At 73.3% G+C, this 14742-nt stretch carries 14 protein-coding genes; 8 read left to right on the top strand and 6 right to left on the bottom strand.

Annotated elements, in window-relative coordinates:
- The first annotated feature begins 24 nt into the window (after positions 1 to 24).
- Positions 25 to 732, top strand: a complete 708-nt coding sequence (locus tag AB0I29_RS13440) for a hypothetical protein (RefSeq protein ID WP_357482082.1) — start codon at positions 25 to 27, stop codon at positions 730 to 732.
- Positions 716 to 1309 carry a helix-turn-helix domain-containing protein gene (locus AB0I29_RS13435; protein ID WP_357482080.1) on the top strand — a complete coding sequence of 198 codons (594 nt, stop codon included), beginning with the start codon at positions 716 to 718 and terminating at the stop codon, positions 1307 to 1309. The genes AB0I29_RS13440 and AB0I29_RS13435 overlap by 17 nt, the downstream gene beginning before the upstream one ends.
- A 71-nt stretch (positions 1310 to 1380) precedes the next feature.
- Here AB0I29_RS13435 and glpK read toward each other — a convergent pair whose 3' ends face one another.
- The 3 genes from glpK to AB0I29_RS13420 form a co-directional block, all read right to left on the bottom strand.
- On the bottom strand, positions 1381 to 2895 hold the full coding sequence (glpK, locus tag AB0I29_RS13430; RefSeq protein ID WP_357482078.1) for a glycerol kinase GlpK: 1515 nt from the start codon (positions 2893 to 2895) through the stop codon (positions 1381 to 1383).
- 63 nt (positions 2896 to 2958) lie between these two features.
- On the bottom strand, positions 2959 to 3693 hold the full coding sequence (locus tag AB0I29_RS13425; protein ID WP_285100794.1) for an MIP/aquaporin family protein: 735 nt from the start codon (positions 3691 to 3693) through the stop codon (positions 2959 to 2961).
- 107 nt (positions 3694 to 3800) lie between these two features.
- Positions 3801 to 5546, bottom strand: coding sequence for a glycerol-3-phosphate dehydrogenase/oxidase (locus tag AB0I29_RS13420; RefSeq protein WP_285100795.1), 1746 nt, complete (start codon positions 5544 to 5546; stop codon positions 3801 to 3803).
- 184 nt (positions 5547 to 5730) lie between these two features.
- Between AB0I29_RS13420 and AB0I29_RS13415 the strand changes: the two genes are divergently transcribed.
- Entirely contained in the window at positions 5731 to 6258 is a 528-nt protein-coding gene (locus AB0I29_RS13415; protein WP_285100796.1) for an amino-acid N-acetyltransferase, read from the top strand.
- 7 nt (positions 6259 to 6265) lie between these two features.
- On the opposite strand, the gene AB0I29_RS13410 is transcribed toward AB0I29_RS13415, so the two are convergent.
- Complete coding sequence (locus tag AB0I29_RS13410; RefSeq protein ID WP_357482075.1) at positions 6266 to 7162, bottom strand: A/G-specific adenine glycosylase; 897 nt, start codon at positions 7160 to 7162, stop codon at positions 6266 to 6268.
- Between the two features lie 252 nt (positions 7163 to 7414).
- Here AB0I29_RS13410 and AB0I29_RS13405 point away from each other — a divergent pair, with 252 nt between their 5' ends.
- A complete protein-coding gene (locus AB0I29_RS13405) occupies positions 7415 to 8227 on the top strand; it encodes a hypothetical protein (protein WP_357482073.1) in 813 nt (270 codons plus the stop codon).
- A 19-nt stretch (positions 8228 to 8246) separates the two neighbouring features.
- Here AB0I29_RS13405 and disA read toward each other — a convergent pair whose 3' ends face one another.
- Both disA and radA read right to left on the bottom strand, forming a co-directional pair.
- Positions 8247 to 9329 carry a DNA integrity scanning diadenylate cyclase DisA gene (gene disA, locus AB0I29_RS13400; RefSeq protein ID WP_285100798.1) on the bottom strand — a complete coding sequence of 361 codons (1083 nt, stop codon included), beginning with the start codon at positions 9327 to 9329 and terminating at the stop codon, positions 8247 to 8249.
- 53 nt (positions 9330 to 9382) lie between these two features.
- A complete protein-coding gene (gene radA, locus AB0I29_RS13395) occupies positions 9383 to 10816 on the bottom strand; it encodes a DNA repair protein RadA (protein WP_285100799.1) in 1434 nt (477 codons plus the stop codon).
- Positions 10817 to 10917: 101 nt separating this feature from the next.
- Here radA and AB0I29_RS13390 point away from each other — a divergent pair, with 101 nt between their 5' ends.
- The 4 genes from AB0I29_RS13390 (at position 10918) to AB0I29_RS13375 (ending at position 14635) form a co-directional block, all read left to right on the top strand.
- Entirely contained in the window at positions 10918 to 11862 is a 945-nt protein-coding gene (locus AB0I29_RS13390) for a phosphatase PAP2 family protein (protein WP_357482070.1), read from the top strand.
- 190 nt (positions 11863 to 12052) lie between these two features.
- Positions 12053 to 12706 carry a hypothetical protein gene (locus AB0I29_RS13385; RefSeq protein ID WP_285100801.1) on the top strand — a complete coding sequence of 218 codons (654 nt, stop codon included), beginning with the start codon at positions 12053 to 12055 and terminating at the stop codon, positions 12704 to 12706.
- Between the two features lie 76 nt (positions 12707 to 12782).
- Positions 12783 to 13586: a pyrroline-5-carboxylate reductase gene (proC, locus tag AB0I29_RS13380; protein ID WP_285100802.1), complete on the top strand. Its 804-nt coding sequence runs from the start codon at positions 12783 to 12785 to the stop codon at positions 13584 to 13586.
- Positions 13587 to 13633: 47 nt separating this feature from the next.
- Positions 13634 to 14635, top strand: a complete 1002-nt coding sequence (locus tag AB0I29_RS13375) for a LacI family DNA-binding transcriptional regulator (protein WP_285101245.1) — start codon at positions 13634 to 13636, stop codon at positions 14633 to 14635.
- Positions 14636 to 14742 lie beyond the last annotated feature (107 nt).

The following is a 14742-nucleotide window of genomic DNA, read 5'->3' as shown; positions in this document are numbered from 1 at the left end:
AGTGCCTGCTCTAATAATTGGGCCATGACGACCACCGAGGTACGCCAGCCCCCCGCGCTCCCGCTCGTGCTGGGCCTCGCCGTGCTCGCGCTCGGCCTCGTGCTCGGCTGGTTCGCCGCACCGCTGGCGGGCGGGATCGCCGGGCTGATCGATGCGACGCCGCTGCCCGTGCCGCGGCTGCTCACGCTGATCGAGTCGCTCCCCCTGCCCTGGACGCTCGGCATCCTGGGCGGGCTCGGCCTGGTGGGTGGCGGCTTCATCGCCTTCATGACGGTGGGGGAGGCGCCGCAGCTCACCGTCGCCGACGACCACCTCGAGCACAGGCAGGAGGAGCGCGAGGTGTGGATCGAGCGGTCCGACGTCGGCGCGGCGTTCCGGGACAAGGAGTACCTGGTGCTGCTGCGGCCCGACGGCGGCCTGCGCGCCCGCCTCGACGCCGACACCCTGTCGGCGGCGCGGGTGCGCGAGGCGCTGACCGGGCACGGCTGGCCCTGGCGGGACGCCGACCCGCACGAGCAGCTGTTCGAGCGCTGGGTGGACGGCCGCCCGGGGTTCACGGCCGCCGAGCACGAGGCGCTCCGCCGTCGGCTGGAGGAGCGCAAGGACGCCGTCGCCCGCCGCCAGGCGGACGAGGACCTGGCCGCGCTCGGCCTGGTGGCCCGCGTCCGGGACGACCGGATCCAGGTGCGCCGGACGGTGTCCGCTGAGGGTGCCCGTGGCGCGGACCGTTGATCCCGCACGCCACGAGGCGCGCCGGCTGGTCATCATCGACGCCGCGCTCACCGTCTTCGCGGAGCGGGGCTACGACGGCACCACCACCGCGGCGATCTGCCGGCGGGCGGGGATCGGGTCGGGCACGTTCTTCCACTACTTCCCGACCAAGCTGGAGCTCCTGCTCGCGATCCTGACGCTCGGCATCCAGGAGGTGCGCCACGCCGAGGCGCGGTACGCGGACCGGACCGACGCGCTCGGCGTCGTGCTCGACATCGTCCGGCAGGGCGCCGACGACGCCGCGGACCCCCGGATGCCCGGCTTCGTGCGCGCGGTCGGCGGCGTCATGCACCTGCCCGACGTCGCTGCCAAGCTCGACGAGGACACCCACGCCCAGCAGGAGCTGATCCGGCCCTGGGTCGAGCGGGCCCAGCGGGCCGGCGAGATCCGGACGGACCTGACCCCGGACCGGATCACCTCGTGGCTGTACCTCCTGACCGACGGATTCCTGGGGCGCGTGGCGGTCGACGAGGGGTTCACGGCGCAGGGCGAGAAGGCGACGCTCGTGGAGACGGCGCGCCGGTTCCTGGCTCCCTGACGCCTGCCCCGGAACGTGTCAGACGCCCAGGTCACCTTCGGTGGCCTGAGCGTCTGACAGGGGTGGTGAGATCAGCCGATGTCGGCGTCGACCCAGTCGAACGTCTTCGTCACGGCCTTCTTCCAGCTCCGGTAGAGCCGGTCCCGCTCGCCCTCCTCCACGGAGGGCGTCCAGCGCCGGTCCTCCGCCCAGTTCGCGGTGACGTCGGACTCGCCCTTCCAGAAGCCGACGGCGATACCCGCGGCGTACGCGGCGCCGAGCGCCGTGGTCTCCGCGACGACGGGCCGGACGACGGGAACGCCGAGCTGGTCGGCCTGGAACTGCATCAGCAGCTCGTTGGCGACCATGCCGCCGTCGACCTTGAGCTCGGTGAGGTCGACGCCGGAGTCGGCACGCATGGCGTCCATGACCTCGCGGGTCTGGAACGCCGTGGCCTCCAGCGCGGCCCGCGCGATGTGGTTCCGGTTGACGTACCGGGTCAGCCCCACCAGCGCACCGCGCGCGTCGGGCCGCCAGTACGGCGCGAACAGGCCGGAGAAGGCCGGCACGAAGTAGGCGCCGCCGTTGTCCTCGACCTTGCGGGCGAGCCACTCGATGTCCTCCGAGTCGGTGAACATCCCCAGGTTGTCGCGGAGCCACTGCACGAGCGAGCCCGTGACGGCGATGGAGCCCTCGAGCGCGTAGATCGCTGCCGCGTCGCCGATCTTGTAGCAGACCGTGGTGAGCAGGCCGTTCTCGGACGGGACCTTCTCCGTGCCCGTGTTGAGCAGCATGAAGTTGCCGGTGCCGTAGGTGTTCTTGGCCGTACCGACCTCGAAGCACGCCTGCCCGAACGTCGCGGCCTGCTGGTCACCGAGGATGCCTGCGATGGGCACGCCGGGCACCATGCCCCGGGGCCGCCCGGTGCCGTACACCTCCGAGGAGGAGCGGATCTCGGGGAGCATCGACAGCGGGATGCCCATGTCCGCCGCGATGTCCTCGCGCCAGGACAGCGTGTCGAGGTCCATCAGCATGGTGCGGGACGCGTTCGTGACGTCGGTGACGTGCACGCCGCCGTCGACGCCGCCGGTCATGTTCCACAGCACCCACGCGTCCGTGTTGCCGAACAGCAGGTCGCCGCGGTCCGCGGCCTCGCGCGCGCCCTCCACGTTGTCGAGAATCCACTTCACCTTGGGGCCGGAGAAGTAGGTGGCGAGCGGCAGGCCGACGATCGCCTTGTACTTCTCCGCGCCCTCGGACCCGCCGAGCTCGTCGACGATCGCCTGGGTGCGGGTGTCCTGCCAGACAATCGCGTTGTAGACCGGTTTGCCCGTCGTCTTGTCCCACACCACCGTGGTCTCGCGCTGGTTGGTGATGCCCACCGCCGCGAGGTCGGTGTGGTTGATGTTCGCCTTGGTCAGCGCGAGGCCGACGACCTGGCGGGTGTTGTCCCAGATCTGTTCCGGCTGGTGCTCCACCCAGCCGGCCTTGGGGAAGATCTGGTCGTGCTCGAGCTGGCCGGAGGACACGATGGTCCCGGCGTGGTTGAAGACGATCGCCCGGGTGCTCGTGGTGCCCTGGTCGATCGCGAGTACGTAGTCAGCCATCGGAGTTGACTCCCTTGTCTGTTTCGAGGTCTGCGTGTTTGCGGCTCAGGCTCAGGCTCAGGCTCAGACGGCGACCGCCGCGGCGAGCAGGCCGCCGAGCGCGCCGCCGACCAGCGGGCCGAGCACCGGCACCCACGAGTAGGCCCAGTCGCTCGAGCCCTTGCCCGGGATGGGCAGGACCAGGTGGGCGATGCGAGGTCCGAAGTCACGGGCCGGGTTGATGGCGTACCCCGTGGGGCCACCGAGGCTGGCGCCGATACCGAGCACCAGGAGCGCTGCGGCCAGCGGCCCCATGTCCCCGGGCCAGTTCCCGAACGACAGGATGACGAAGACCAGCATGAACGTGCCGACGACCTCGGTGACGAAGTTCCACGCGTACGAGCGGATCGCCGGGCCGGTGGAGAAGACCGCGAGCTTGGTCGCCGGGTCGGCGTCCTGGTCGAAGTGCTGCTTGTACGTCAGGTACGCGACGACGGCGCCCACGAAGGCGCCGACGAGCTGCGCGACCCAGTAGATGAGCATGTTGCCGAAGGTGGCGGGGATGCCCGGACCGAACTCTTCGGCCCCGCTGGCCAGGATGCCGAGGGTGACGGCGGGGTTGATGTGCGCGCCGGACCTCAGCGACACGAAGACACCCGCGAAGACCGCGAGACCCCACCCGAAGTTGATCATCAGCCAGCCGCCGTTGAACCCCTTGTTCTTGGGGAGGATGGCGTTGGCCACCACGCCGGCACCGCCGAGGAGCAGGATCATCGTGCCCAGGAACTCCGGCACGATGATGTCCGAGAATGCGTTCATCGCTGACTCGCTTTCTGCCGACAGCTCTGTCGGCGTACGGAGGTAGTCCCGGCGGTCCCTCTGGGGCGACCCGTCGGCTGTGAGTAGAAGTGGTTCCCTCGGTTTCCTTAGCCTCGGAGCGGCTGCATGGCCGCTACGTCCGGTGTGGTCAGGCGCGCCCGCTCTGCGCCCTCGTCGTCAGGCGCCTGCTCGGCCTGGCGTTCCGCGTCGATCCGCGCCTGCCAGGAGCGGACCTCACGTTCGGCGTCCGACGCGTCCCAGCCGAGCAGCGGGGCGACGACGGCGGCGATCTCCTCGGCGGCCGCCGTGCCGCGGTCCGCCACCTCGTAGACCAGGCGCGTGCGGTGCGAGAGCACGTCCTCCAGGTGGAGGGCGCCCTCGTGGCTCACCGCGTAGTGCACCTCGGCGCGCAGGTAGGCGGAGGCGTGCTCGAGCGGCTTGGCGAGCGACGGGTCGGCGTCGCACAGCTCCACGATCTCGGCGAGGTTGGCGCCGTAGCGGTGCAGCAGGTGGTCCAGCATCGGGGGCGACCAGCCGAACCGCTTGCCCCACGTGCGCGCCTGGCGCTGCACCGCCCGCAGCCCGACGGCGCCCGTGAGCGGGATCTGGTGCGTGATCGACGGGAGCGCGGCGGCGCGCTGCCCGATCGCGAAGTCCACGGCGTCCTTGGCCATGATCCGGTACGTCGTGAGCTTGCCGCCGGCGACGACGGTGAGGCCCGGTGTCGGCGACGCGACGGTGTGCTCGCGGCTGACCTTGGCGCTGCTCGTGCCCGCCTTGGTGCCCGGCTGCAGCAGCGGCCGCAGGCCCGCGTACGTGCCGATGACGTCTTCCCTGGTCAGGGGGTGCGCGAGCACGGCGTTCGCGTGGTCCAGCACGTAGTCGATGTCGGTGCTCGTGGCCACGGGGTGCGTCGGGTCCAGGCTCCAGTGGGTGTCCGTGGTGCCGATGATCCAGTACCGGCTCCACGGGATGACGAACAGCACGGACTTCTCCGTCTGCAGGATCAGTCCCGCGTGACCCCGGATGCGCTCGCGCGGGACGATCAGGTGCACGCCCTTGCTGGCGAGCACGCGCAGCCCGCCCTCCGAGCCCGCCAGGGCCTCGGTGTCCTCGGTCCACACGCCGGTCGCGTTGATCACGGACCGCGCCCGGACGGTGATCTCCTTGCCCGTCTCCAGGTCCACGACCACCGCGCCGTTCACGGCGCCGGTCGCGCCCTGCGTCAGGCTGACCACCTGGGTGCGGCTGGCGGCGTGCGCGCCGTAGCTGGCGGCCGTGCGGATCAGGGTCGCGACGAGGCGGGCGTCGTCGACCGAGGCGTCCCAGTACTGGACGGCCCCGACGGCGGCGTCGTGCGCCAGGTCCGGAAACTTGGCCTCCATCTGGTGGCGGCTGAGGTGCCGGTGGAACGGCATCGGCCGGCGGCCCGGGGTGAGCGTCGCGAGCACGTCGTACATCGCGATGCCGGCGCCCACGTAGGCGCGCTCCCAGACCCGGTGCTCCAGGGGATACAGGAACGGGACCGGCCGCACGAGGTGCGGTGCCAGGTCCCGTAGCAGGAGGTCGCGCTCCGTGAGCGCCTCGTGCACCAGCTCGAAGTCGAGCATCTGGAGATAGCGGAGGCCGCCGTGCACCAGCTTGCTGCTGCGGCTGGACGTCCCCTGCGCCCAGTCCTGCGCCTCGACGACGGCGGTCGACAACCCCCGGGTGACCGCGTCGAGCGCGATGCCGGCGCCGGTGACGCCGCCCCCGATCACCAGCACGTCGAGCTCTGCGGCGGGGCTGACACTGGCTTCGAGCGCAGCCAGCGCCTGGGTCCTCGCTTCTGCGGTCAGGCGTGTAGAGGCCATGCGCCAAACTCACCACGCATTCCGTGACTTGGCAAGACCTTTGCCCTTGTGGCGAGGGTGTGTTGGGATGTTCTCTCGCTCACTTTCCGGTTTGCCATTCGTTTCACCAGGTACGGGGCTTGTGGGGCCGTCCGGATGTCACCCGCACGTCACCCGTTGCGCCCGCCCACCGTAGTGTGTCGCCGTGACGACACCCGAGGCGCCGGCAGTGCCCGTGATCCGACCCGCCCTTCCCGCCGACGTGCGCACCATCCGCGACCTCGTCCAGCCGCTCAGCCAGGAGCGCATCCTCCGGCCGTACGAGATGGTCGGGTACTACGAGGCCGTCCAGGAGTTCCTCGTGGCGGCCGACCCCGCCGCGCCGGACGCCGCGGTCGGTTGCGGCGCGCTGCACGTGATGTGGGACGACCTCGCAGAGGTGCGCACGCTGGCCGTGCACCGCGACTGGCGCGGTCGCAAGGTGGGCCACGCGCTGCTGGAGGCGCTCGTCGAGCGCGCCCGCGCGCTCGGGCTGAGCCGGGTCTTCTGTCTCACGTTCGAGGTCGAGTTCTTCGCCGCGCACGGGTTCAGGGAGATCGACGGCACGCCCGTGACGCCCGAGGTGTACACCGAGCTGCTGCGCTCGTACGACGAGGGCGTGGCCGAGTTCCTCGACCTGGCGCGCGTGAAGCCCAACACCCTGGGCAACTCGCGGATGCTGCTGGAGCTCTGACCCCGCGCTACCGGGGCAGGTGGAGGCGGCCCGCGTCGTCCTGCTCGGCCAGGCCGTCCTCGACCAGGCCGGCGATCGCGCGGTCGAGCTGGGCCGGGTCCTGCCAGAGGCTCGCGAGCAGGGCCCGGTCCACGGGCTCGGACGCGTGCCGCAGCTCCGCCATGACGCGCCCGCGCGCCTGCCGGTCGGTGCCCGCCCAGGCCTGGGTGCGGCGCTTGTCGGCGTGCGCGTCCGGCGGCGAGCCGGCCCGGCGCCACGCGCACAGCCCGGCGACGGGGCAGGCGCCGCACTTCGGCGCCTTCGCGGTGCAGACCAGCGCGCCCAGCTCCATCGAGGCGGCGGCCCACCGCGCGGCGTCGGCGTCGCCCTCGGGGGCGAGCGACGTCGCCAGCGCCCGTTCGGCGGCCGTGTACGACGGCGCGGGCAGCGCCGACCCACCGACCGCCCGGGCCAGCACCCGGCGCACGTTCGTGTCGACCACCACGGACCGCTTCCCGTAGGCGAACGCCAGGACCGCGGCGGCCGTGTACTCGCCGACGCCGGGCAGGGCGAGCAGCTCGGGCTCGGTGCGGGGCACCGCGCCGTCGTGCCGCTCGACGATCACGCGGGCGCACTCCTGCAGGCGCAGCGCGCGGCGGGGGTAGCCGAGGCGGCCCCAGGCGCGCAGCACGTCGGCGGTCGGGGCCCGCGCGAGGTCGGCGGGCGTGGGCCACTGCTCCAGCCACGCGTGCCACGCGGGCTCGACGCGCACCACCGGCGTCTGCTGCAGCATGACCTCGCTCACCAGCACGCCCCACGCGGTGCGGTCCGGCGCGCGCCAGGGCAGGTCGCGCGCGGCGCCGTCGAACCACTGCACGACGCCGGAGCGCACCTCGGCACGTCGCGTCGCCTCCACTGCTGTCACGGGGACTCATCCTGCCGCACGGGTCGTGGTCCGGCGGACCCGGTGGTGGTGTCGCGTCGGGCCGCCGCGGTCGGGTGGGGTCCGGCGTGGCCCGGCGGGGTCCTGTGTGCCCGGGGCGGCCGGCCGGATCCTGAGTCGGCCGGCCGGATCGTGAAGTCGGACATGTGACCGACTCGGCGGCGCGGCTGCCGCCCCGGCCGCGCGCGGGGTCGTACTTTGGTGCCGCGGCCGTCCGAGCATGTCAGGCCGTAGGTGTCGCAACAGCTTCAGGGGGTCGAGCAGGTGGTCAGTGCGCCGGAACGGGCCGAGTGGTCCCTGGGTCGGGTCGCGGTGGAGCAGCGCCCGTCCGGCAGACGGCCGCGCCGGCCCGGGCGGCTGATCGCGGTGCTTGTCGTGCTGGGGCTGGCCGGGATCGGGGTCGCGGTGACGTGGCCGCAGCCGGACCCCCCGATCGCGGCGGACAAGCTGAGCCCGCCGGAGCCCGTGGACCCGAACGCCGCGGCCGCGCCGTGCACGCCCGAGGACCTCGACGTGGGGCTCGCGGCCGACCGCACGGCGGTCACGCCCGGGGTGCCGGTCAGGTTCACCGTTTCGGTGCGGAACACCGGCCAGGTGCAGTGCCTGGTCGACGCTCCCCGGCACGGCCTCGCCGTCACCGTGTACCAGGGCGAGCTCGGCGAGCAGACGGCGGAGCGGGCCTGGTCGTCGGCGGACTGCGCCGACCAGGACGAGGAGCGGCTGCTGCTCCTGGGGTCGGGCGACGTCGACGTCACGAACGTGAGCTGGTCCGACGCGCGCTCGGCGCCGGGCTGCGCGGCGGACCAGCCCAAGCCGACGGCCGGCGAGTACACGGCGCAGGTCACGCTCGCCGGTGTCGAGGGGGCGGCCAGCGACGTCGTGCGGCTGACGTACACGGTGCCGCAGCCGTCCGGGTCGCCGTCGCCGTCCGGGTCGTCGTCGGGCGAACCGTCCGGGAAGCCGTCCGGGGGCGCGTCCGACGACCCGAGCGCGGACCCGAGCGCGTCGTCGGACGCGTCGTCGGACACCGCGAGCAAGCAGCCCTGAGCCCGGGCCTCAGGACCTGTCAGACGTAGCGTTCGAGGATGCTCGACTCGGCGAGCCGGGACAGCCCCTCGCGGATCGTCCGGGCGCGCTGCTCGCCCACGCCGTCGACCGACATGAGGTCGTCCACGCTCGCGGCGAGGAGCTTCTGGAGGCTGCTGAAGTGGCCCACGAGCTGCTCGATGGTGACGCTGGGCAGGCGCGGCACCTTGGACAGGAGCCGGTAGCCGTGCGGCGCGACGGCGGCGTCGAGCGCGTCCCCACCGCCGGGCAGGTCCAGGATCCGGCCGATCTGGCTCATGTCGAGCAGCTCCTGCGACGTGAGCGCGGAGAGCTCGGCCTGCACGTCGGCGAGCGTGCGGTCCTTGCGGCTCAGCACGTAGTCGCGGATCACGAACTCGCGGTCCGAGCCGACGTCGCCGATCAGCTCGTCGAGCTGCAGCGCGAGCAGGCGGCCGTCCACGCCGAGCTCGATCACGTAGCCCGCGATCTCGTCGGAGATGCGCCCCACCATCTCCAGGCGCTGCACCACGGAGCACACGTCGCGCACCGTGACCAGGTCCTCGATCTCCAGCGCTGACAGCGTGCCGGACACCTCGTCGAGGCGGGCGCGGTAGCGCTCGAGCGTCGCGAGCGCCTGGTTGGCCCGGCCGAGGATCGTGTCCGAGTCCTCCAGCACGTGCCGCTGGCCGCCCACGTAGAGGGCGACGATCCGCATGGACTGGCTCACCGAGATGACCGGGAACCCGGTCTGCTTGGCCACGCGCTCGGCCGTGCGGTGGCGGGTACCCGACTCGGTGGTCTCTATGGTCGGGTCGGGCAGCAGCTGGACCGCGGCCTTGCGGATGCGCGTGGCGTGCCGGTCGAGCACCACGGCGCCGTCCATCTTGGACAGCTCGCGGAGGCGGGTGGCCGAGAAGTCGACGTCGAGCGAGAAACCACCGGAGCAGATCTGCTCGACGACCGGGTCGAGACCGAGCACGATGAGCGCGCCGGTGCGGCCGCGCAGGATGCGTTCGAGTCCGTCGCGAAGTTCGGTCCCGGGCGCGACCGCGGCCAGGGTCTCACGGAGCAGCTCGTCAGTGTGCGAGGAGGTCGTGGCCACGAAGAAATCCTACGCTGTGCCCTTGGGGGCAAGCAGTTGGTTTCATGAACCGGTCATCTGTCGTCCACCTTGTTGTCGCCTCGACGTCCTAGGCCCTGCGCCCACTCCACCGCGTCGCGGATGTGGGTCGCCTCGACGAGCTGGAGCCCCTCGGGTGCCTTGACCCCGGTCCCGTGCGGTACGACGGCGTGCGCGAACCCCAGGCGGGCGGCCTCGCCCAGGCGGCGGTCCAGCCCGGCGACGGGGCGCAGGTCCCCGGCCAGGCCCACCTCCCCGACGGCCACGGTGGCGCCGGGCAGCGGCTTTCCGGTCCGTGCGGACACCAGCGCGAGGGCGGCCGCGAGGTCGGACGCCGGCTCGGTGATCCGGACGCCGCCGACCGTCGAGGCGTAGACGTCCTGGTCGGCGAGCCGCAGCCCGCCGTGCCGCTGGAGCACGGCGAGGATCATCGCCAGCCGGCTGGAGTCCACACCGCTGGTCGCGCGGCGCGGGTTGTTCAGGGGGCTCGGCGCGACGAGCCCCTGCACCTCGACGGCGAGCGGGCGCCGTCCCTCCAGCGTGACCGTGATGCACGACCCGGCCACCCCCGTGCCGGCGTGCGACAGGAACAGCCCGGACGGGTCGGGCAGCCCCACGATCCCGTCCTCGGACAGGTCGAAGCAGCCCACCTCGTCCGTGGGGCCGTACCGGTTCTTCACCGCGCGGATCATGCGCAGGCGCGAGTGCCGGTCGCCCTCGAACTGGCAGACCACGTCCACCAGGTGCTCCAGCGTGCGCGGGCCGGCCACCGAGCCGTCCTTGGTCACGTGCCCCACGAGGATCGTCGGGATCTGCCGCTCCTTGGCCACGGCGATCAGCGCCGCGGCGACCTCCCGGACCTGCGAGACGCCTCCTGGAGCCCCGTCCACCTGCGCGGACGCGATGGTCTGCACCGAGTCGACGATCAGCATGTCCGGCTGGTTCGCCTCCAGGTGGCCCAGCACGGTGCCCAGGTCCGTCTCGGCGGCCAGCAGCAGGGTGCGCGAGAGCGCCCCGATCCGCTCGGCCCGCAGCCGCACCTGCCCGGCCGACTCCTCGCCGGTCACGTACAGCACCGTGCGGGGCGACTCGAACCCGTCGGGGCCCAGCGCGCCGTCGGCCACGTTGCTCGCGACCGCGAGCAGCAGCGTCGACTTGCCCACGCCCGGCTCGCCCGCGAGCAGGATCACGGCCCCGGGCACGAGGCCGCCGCCGAGGACCCGGTCGAACTCGCCGACGCCGGTCGGGTTGGCGCGCGCCGACTCCACGTCGATGTCGGCGATGGGCCGGGCGGGTGCGCGGGCGGGGGAGACGGCGGCGGTGCGCGGTCCGGCCGCCGCCGGCCCGTCCTCGGTCACGGTGCCCCACGCCTGGCACTCCCCGCAGCGGCCGACCCACTTGACGGTGGTCCAGCCGCACTCGGTGCACCGGTAGGCGGGGCGAGCCTTCTTGGAGGTCGATGAGGTCACGAGGGGAACCGTACGTGCCACCACTGACACCGGCCGAAGATCACCCGGGCCACGGCCCCCGGGCGGCCGCGGCGCGCGCCCCGGCCAGGTAGTTTGCGACCATGCCGGCCACCGACGGGCGCATGGTGCGCCCCGGCCGGTCGCGCACCGGCCCGGACCTCCCCGCCCCCACGCGCGACGCGCACCGTTCGGCGACCCGCCTGGCCGGGATCACGGTCGCGTCCGCCGCGGCGCTCGGCACCCTGCTGGTCTGGTGGGCGATGGTCACCACATGGCCCGGGCAGCGGGTCGAGGAGCTCGTCTTCGTCACGGCCGACCTCTTCCAGGACGTGGTCAACCGGCCCGTGGAGCCCGTGCTGCTGCTCGGCTCGCCGCCGTGGCTCGTGACCGGCTTCCTCGCGGTGTGCGGCATCGGGCTGGTCCGGCGCAGGTGGGGCGCCACCGCTCTCGCCGCCGCCGTGATCCTCGGCTCGAACCTGACCACGCAGGTGATCAAGGACGGCCTGTTCTACCGCACGGGGCTCGTCGGGGAGTGGAACCGCGACATCAACACCCTGCCCAGCGGCCACGTCACCGTGGTCGCGGCGGCCTGGGCGTCGCTCCTGCTCGTCGTGCCCCGCCGCCTGCGACCCGCGACGGCGCTCGCGGGCGCGGCCGCGACCTGCGCCATGGGCCTCGCGACGATCGCGGACCGGTGGCACCGCCCGTCGGACGTCGTCGCCGCGGTCCTGGTCGTGGTGCTGTGGACGGCGCTCGCGGGCGCCGCGCCGCCCGCCGGGTGGGCGGACCGGCCCGAGGACGACCCGCTCGGGCGCGCCGTCCGGCCGACCCGGCTGGTCGCGGTCGCGCTCGGCGTCGCCGCGGTCCCGGCGGCCGTGCTGTCGGTCCTGGCCGCCGCCGCGGCGGAGGGGCGCCTGGGATCAGGCCTGCCCTGGGACACCGGTCTCGTCGCGTACGTGGGCGGGCACCTCGCGGCGTGCGCCGTCGCGGCGGCCGCGTTCGCGGTGCTGCTCCCGCTGTGCCAGGCGGCGGCGCGGCCCCGCTGACCGTGCGACCGCACTGACCCAGCGACCGCACTGACCGTGCCGGCCTGCTGAGCGTCGGGCTCCGCCGAAGCCACCCATCCCTCACCCGGTTCCGCCGGGCGTGCCTCCCTGCCGATGTCAGTGGCGCGACATAAGGTCTCGGATGAGCCATCGTGAGGTATCCGATGGACCTAGCACGGGGGAGCCAGACATGACCGACCAGCGCGTGAAGTCACCGCGCACCGGTGCGACAGCATCGGTGACCGCGAGGAAGGCGTCGCCCGCCGTGTACCGGCGTCGTCGCCTCGTCGTGTTCGTGGGCGTGCTCGTCGTGGTGCTCGTGCTGGTCCTTCTGGCCGGCTTCGCGTGGCCCGGCTTCTGGCGCTCCGAGGCGACGCCGGAGCCGGTGCCCACGGTGACCGTCACCGCGCCCGTGCCGACACCCACGGTCAAGGCGATGGACCGCAGCGGCGAGGAGACCGCGTTCCAGAAGGCCCTGCCGTCGGCGGTGCTGCAGCTCGCGCTCGGCTCGCTCACCGAGGCCAAGGAGCCCAAGGGCGAGGGCGCGCTGGAGGCCTGGAACGCCGAGTACTCCGACGGCGACTCGGTCGAGGTCGCGGTCGTGGCCGGCCAGTGGGCCACGGAGGACGAGGCGGCCACCGGCGCAGCGGCCTGGACCGCGTCCGCGGGCGAGGCCGACCGGACGGGCGACGTCAAGGTCGGCAAGAAGGTCGTGGGGCAGTACACGTTCGTGCAGGCCAAGGGCGGCAAGACCGTCGTGGTGTGGCAGAACGGCACCGCCGTGCTGCAGGCGACCGGCCCGACCGACGTCATGGAGGACTTCTACACGGCGTTCCCCCTGTGACGGGAGCGCGGCAGGCGCGACCGACGGACGGGCAGGTGCGGCACCCGGTTCCCGCGCGCCGGGGGACAATGGTGTGGTGAACCAGCGACTTGCAGTGCTCGGGGCCGGGAACATGGGCGAGGCGGTGCTCGCGGGTGCGCTGTCGGCGGGCTGGGCCGCGTCCGACGTCGTCGCCACCGTGCGTACCGAGGCCAAGGCACAGCACCTGCGCGAGACCTATCAGGTGGCCACCACCAGCGACAACGTCGCCGCGGTCCAGGGCGCGGGCATCGTGCTCGTCGGCGTGAAGCCCAAGGACGTCGGCGCGCTGCTCGACGAGATCGCGTCCGCGATCGACCCCACCGCCGTCGTCGTCACCGTCGCGGCCGGGCACCCCACGGCGTTCTACGAGCGGCGGCTGCCAGCCGGCGTCGCCGTGGTGCGCACCGTGCCGAACACGCCCGCCGCGGTCGGCGCGGGCATCACGGCGATCGCACCGGGCGCCGCCGCCACGGAGGTCCACCTCGAGGCGGTCGAGCACCTGTTCGCCGGCACCGGCGCGGTGGTGCGTGCCGCGGAGAAGGACCTGGACGCCGTCTCGGCGATCTCGGGCTCCGGCCCCGCGTACGTCTTCTACGTGGCCGACGCGCTCGCCGAGGCCGGCGTGCTGCTCGGCCTGACGCGCGACGTCGCGCGTCGCCTCGCGATCCAGACGCTGCTCGGCGCGTCCCGCCTCATGGACGAGACGGGGGAGCACCCGGTGATCCTGCGCGAGAAGGTCACCTCGCCCGGCGGCACCACGGCGGCCGCCCTGCGGGCCCTGGACGACGGCGGGGTGCGCGCCTCGTTCCTGACCGCCGCGACCGCGGCGCGTGACCGCGCCCGTGAGCTGGGTGGATGATTCCTCCCGTGACCATCTCTCGACCCGCGACGACGCGGCCGCCGGCCATGGCCGACGTCGCCGCGCTCGCCGGCGTGTCCCACCAGACCGTCTCGCGTGTGCTGAACGGCCACCGGAGCGTGCGCCCGGCGACGCGTGAGCGGGTGCTGGAGGCGATCGCCGAGCTCGGCTACCGCCGCAACAGCGCGGCGCGTGCCCTGGTCACGGCCCGGTCGGCCACGGTGGGAGTGGTGACCACCGGGTCGCCGCTGTTCGGCCCGTCGAGCACGCTGATCGCGGTCGAGGAGGCGGCGCGGGAGCAGGGCTGGTACGTCAGCGTCGCGACGCTGCGGCAGTACGACGGCGCCACCCTGCACAAGGCCCTCGAACACTTCATGGACCAGGCGGTCGAGGGCATCGTGGTCATCGCGCCGCACAGCGACGTGGCCGACGCGGTGGAGTCGTTCCAGGCGCCCGTGCCCGTGGTCCTCATCGCCGCCCGCGAGCTTCAGCCGGACGTCCCGGTCATCCCGCTGTCCGTCGACCAGCGGGCCGGCGCCCGGCTCGCCGTCGAGCACCTGATCGAGCTGGGACACCGGCAGATCCTGCACGTCGCGGGCCCGCTGGACTGGCTGGACGCCGTCGAGCGCGAGGAGTCCTGGCGCGCCGTCCTCAGCGAGCACCGCCTGCCCGTGCCGGAGCCGGTCATCGCCGGCTGGACCGCCGACCGCGGCTACATGGTGGGCCTCGACCTGGCCCAGCGCGTCCGGTCCGGCGACGGTCCCACGGCGGTCTTCGCCGCCAACGACCAGCTCGCGCTCGGCCTGCTGCGCGCCTTCTGGGAGTGCGGCGTCTCGGTGCCCGACGACGTGTCGGTGGTCGGCTTCGACGACGTCGACGGCTCCGGCCACTTCATCCCGCCGCTGACGACCGTGCGCCAGCCGTTCGTCGACCTCGGCCGGCGGAGCGTGGCCCTGCTCCTCGCGGCGGTCGACGGCGGCAGGCCCGCCGCCGAGCTGATCGCGCCCGAGCTGGTGGTGCGCAGGAGCGCGGCGGCCCCGCGCGCCTGACGGGCACTCCGCCCGGTCCGGCACTGCGCACTCACCGGTCCACGACGCCCCGTATACCTTTCTCAGAACGTTGCCGAAGAGAGCGTTGACACGTTCGCGAGGCAGTG

Source organism: Promicromonospora sp. NPDC050262 (assembly GCF_040655935.1).
Taxonomy (GTDB): Bacteria; Actinomycetota; Actinomycetes; order Actinomycetales; family Cellulomonadaceae; genus Promicromonospora.
This window is presented reverse-complemented; position numbering and strand designations above follow the sequence as displayed.